This window comes from Arenibacter algicola (assembly GCF_018860365.1).
Taxonomy (GTDB): Bacteria; Bacteroidota; Bacteroidia; order Flavobacteriales; family Flavobacteriaceae; genus Arenibacter; species Arenibacter algicola_B.
In genome coordinates, this window is record NZ_JAHKPO010000005.1 from 7,813 (window position 1) to 11,870 (window position 4,058).

The 4,058-nt window shown below is 51.0% G+C and carries 1 protein-coding gene; it reads left to right on the plus strand.

All coding sequences use genetic code 11. The features are described 5' to 3' along the window. Window positions 1-4,058, plus strand: a 4,058-nt coding sequence (locus KO529_RS23595) for a beta strand repeat-containing protein (RefSeq protein WP_215947141.1), incomplete at both ends; no start/stop codon positions are given.

The following is a 4,058-nucleotide window of genomic DNA, read 5'->3' on the forward strand; positions in this document are numbered from 1 at the left end:
ACCGGAGCCACAGGCGACCAGGGCGTCAAAGGAGATACCGGAGCTCAAGGGATTCAAGGTATCCAAGGTGAGACCGGGGCCACTGGTGCAACTGGAGAACAGGGAGAAAAAGGAGATAAGGGTGATACTGGAGCTCAAGGTATACAAGGAGAAACTGGTGCTACTGGTGACAAAGGAGATACTGGAGAACAAGGAATCCAAGGTGTAAAGGGTGATCAAGGTGACAAAGGTGACAAAGGAGATACTGGAGCTCAAGGAATTCAAGGTATACAAGGAGAAACCGGGGCAACTGGTGCCACTGGGGAACAAGGAATCCAAGGTGTAAAGGGTGATCAAGGTGAGAAAGGTGACAAGGGTGATACCGGAGCTCAAGGTATACAAGGAGAAACTGGTGCTACTGGTGACAAGGGAGATACTGGAGCCACTGGTGCAACTGGTGAAACTGGTGAAATTGGCGCAACTGGTGAAACCGGTGCGACCGGAGCCACAGGTGCAACAGGAGAACAGGGTATACAAGGTATCCAAGGTGAAACTGGGGCAACCGGGGCAACTGGAGAAAAAGGAGAAACTGGTGCTACTGGTGATCAAGGTGAGAAAGGTGACAAGGGAGAAACTGGTGCCCAAGGAATTCAAGGTGTACAAGGTGAAACTGGTGCTACAGGTGAAAAAGGAGAACAGGGTATCCAAGGCGTAAAAGGTGACCAAGGAGACAAAGGAGACAAAGGTGATACTGGAGAGCAAGGAATCCAGGGTATACAAGGAGAAACCGGGGCCACAGGAGCAACAGGTGAAAAGGGTGATACTGGAGCAACTGGTGAAAAAGGAGAAACTGGTGCCCAAGGAATTCAAGGTGTACAAGGTGAAACCGGAGCTACAGGAGCTCAAGGAATCCAGGGTATTCAAGGTGAAACTGGAGCTCAAGGAATTCAAGGTATTCAAGGTGAAACTGGGGCTAAGGGAGACACCGGTGTGACCGGAGCCACAGGCGAACAGGGTATCCAAGGTCTAAAAGGTGATCAAGGAGATAAAGGCGACCAAGGAGATAAGGGAGATACTGGAGCTCAAGGTATTCAAGGTATACAAGGAGAAACAGGAGCCACTGGCGAACAGGGTATCCAAGGTGTAAAGGGTGATCAAGGAGATAAGGGAGACACGGGTGCGACCGGAGCCACAGGCGACCAGGGCGTCAAAGGAGATACCGGTGCTACAGGTGCCACTGGCGCTACTGGAGAACAGGGTATACAAGGTCTAAAAGGTGATAAAGGAGATACTGGTGAAACCGGTGCTACTGGTGCCACTGGTGAACAGGGTGACAAAGGTGATAAGGGAGATACTGGTGCACAAGGGATCCAAGGAGAAACTGGAGCTACAGGAGAGCAAGGAATTCAGGGTCTAAAAGGTGACCAAGGATACAAAGGAGATAAGGGTGACAAGGGAGATACTGGAGCTCAAGGAATTCAAGGTCTAAAAGGAGACCAAGGTGAGAAAGGCGATAAAGGAGAAACCGGAGAACAGGGTATACAAGGAGAAACTGGAGCTACAGGAGCAACTGGAGAACAGGGTATTCAAGGTCTAAAAGGGGATCAAGGAGATAAGGGAGAAAAAGGAGACAACGGAGCTACAGGTTCAACTGGAGCTACTGGTGAAACCGGAGCCAAAGGTGACCAAGGCGAGAAAGGTGACAAAGGAGATACTGGAGCTCAAGGAATCCAGGGTATTCAAGGTGAGACCGGGGCAACTGGTGAAAAAGGTGATACCGGTACTACAGGAGAGCAAGGTGTAAAAGGAGATACCGGTGCTACAGGAGCCACTGGTGCTACCGGAGATAAGGGTGACAAGGGAGATACTGGAGCTCAAGGAATCCAGGGTATACAAGGTGAAACTGGGGCCACAGGAGCAACTGGTGCCACAGGTGAAACTGGTGCCACTGGAGAACAAGGTGAAAAAGGTGATACTGGTGCGACAGGAGAACAGGGAATTCAAGGTCTAAAAGGAGACCAAGGTGAGAAAGGTGACAAGGGCGATACTGGTGCACAAGGTATTCAAGGGATCCAAGGAGAAACTGGAGCAACCGGGGCAACTGGTGAAAAAGGTGAAAAAGGAGACACTGGAGACACTGGAGCTACAGGTTCAACCGGAGCAACTGGTGCTACCGGAGAACAGGGTATCCAAGGTCTAAAAGGTGATCAAGGAGATAAAGGAGACAAAGGTGAAACCGGAGCCCAAGGAATTCAAGGTCTAAAAGGAGACCAAGGTGATACAGGAGCCAAAGGTGAAACTGGAGCTACAGGAGAAACTGGTGCTACTGGTGCAACTGGTACACAAGGTATTCAAGGTGTTCAAGGTGAAACCGGAGCCAAAGGTGACCAAGGAGAAAAAGGAGACACTGGATCCCAAGGGATTCAAGGTATTCAAGGAGAAACCGGTGCAACTGGTGCCAAAGGCGACAAGGGCGATACTGGTGCGACGGGAGCTCAAGGAATCCAAGGTATACAAGGTTTAAAAGGAGACAAAGGTGATACTGGAGCAAAGGGTGATCAAGGAGATACCGGGGCTACTGGAGCCCAAGGAATTCAAGGTATACAAGGAGAAACTGGAGCTAATGGAGACACCGGTGCGACCGGAGCCACAGGCGACCAGGGCGTCAAAGGAGATACCGGAGCTCAAGGGATTCAAGGTATCCAAGGTGAGACCGGGGCCACTGGTGCAACTGGAGAACAGGGAGAAAAAGGAGATAAGGGTGATACTGGAGCTCAAGGTAAACAAGGAGAAACTGGTGCTACTGGTGACAAAGGAGATACTGGAGAACAAGGAATCCAAGGTGTAAAGGGTGATCAAGGTGACAAAGGAGACACCGGTGCGACCGGAGCCACAGGCGACCAGGGCGTCAAAGGAGATACTGGAGCTCAAGGAATTCAAGGTATACAAGGTGAAACCGGGGCAACCGGGGCAACTGGAGAAAAAGGAGAAACTGGTGCTACTGGTGATCAAGGTGAGAAAGGTGACAAGGGAGATACTGGAGCTCAAGGGATTCAAGGAATTCAAGGTGAAACTGGTGCTACAGGTGCAACTGGAGAACAGGGTATCCAAGGCGTAAAAGGTGACCAAGGTGACAAAGGTGACACCGGTGCGACCGGAGCCACAGGCGACCAGGGCGTCAAAGGAGATACTGGAGCTCAGGGAATTCAAGGTATTCAAGGTGAAACTGGTGCTACAGGAGCAACTGGTGAAAAAGGAGAAACTGGTGCTACTGGTGACAAAGGAGATACTGGAGAGCAAGGAATCCAAGGCGTCAAAGGAGACAAAGGAGATAAGGGTGACCAAGGTGAGAAAGGTGATACTGGAGCTCAAGGTGAGAAAGGTGAAACCGGAGCTCAAGGTATTCAAGGAGATACTGGAGCAACTGGTGCTACTGGTGAAACTGGTGAAATTGGCGCAACTGGTGAAACCGGTGCGACCGGAGCCAAAGGTGACAAGGGTGACAAGGGTGATACTGGTGCTACTGGAGCAACTGGAGAGCAAGGCATACAAGGTGAAACCGGAGCAACCGGAGCCACAGGTGCAACAGGAGAACAGGGTATACAAGGTGTAAAGGGTGATCAAGGTGACAAAGGAGATACTGGAGCTCAAGGAATTCAAGGTGATCAAGGAGAAACTGGAGCTAAGGGAGACCAAGGCGAGAAAGGTGACAAAGGAGATACTGGTGCACAAGGTATTCAAGGTGAAACCGGCGCAACCGGGGCCACAGGAAATACTGGTGCTACTGGTGCACAAGGAATTCAAGGTGTAAAAGGAGAAACAGGAGCCACTGGAGACAAGGGTGACAAGGGTGAAACTGGAGCTCAAGGAATTCAAGGTATACAAGGAGAAACAGGAGCCACTGGTGAACAGGGTATCCAAGGTGAAACTGGGGCTACTGGTGAAAAAGGTGATACCGGTGCTACAGGAGCCACTGGTGCTACCGGAGATAAGGGAGATACTGGAGCTCAAGGTATTCAGGGTGAGAAAGGAGACACCGGTGCGACCGGAGCCACAGGCGACCAGGGCGTCAAAGGAGA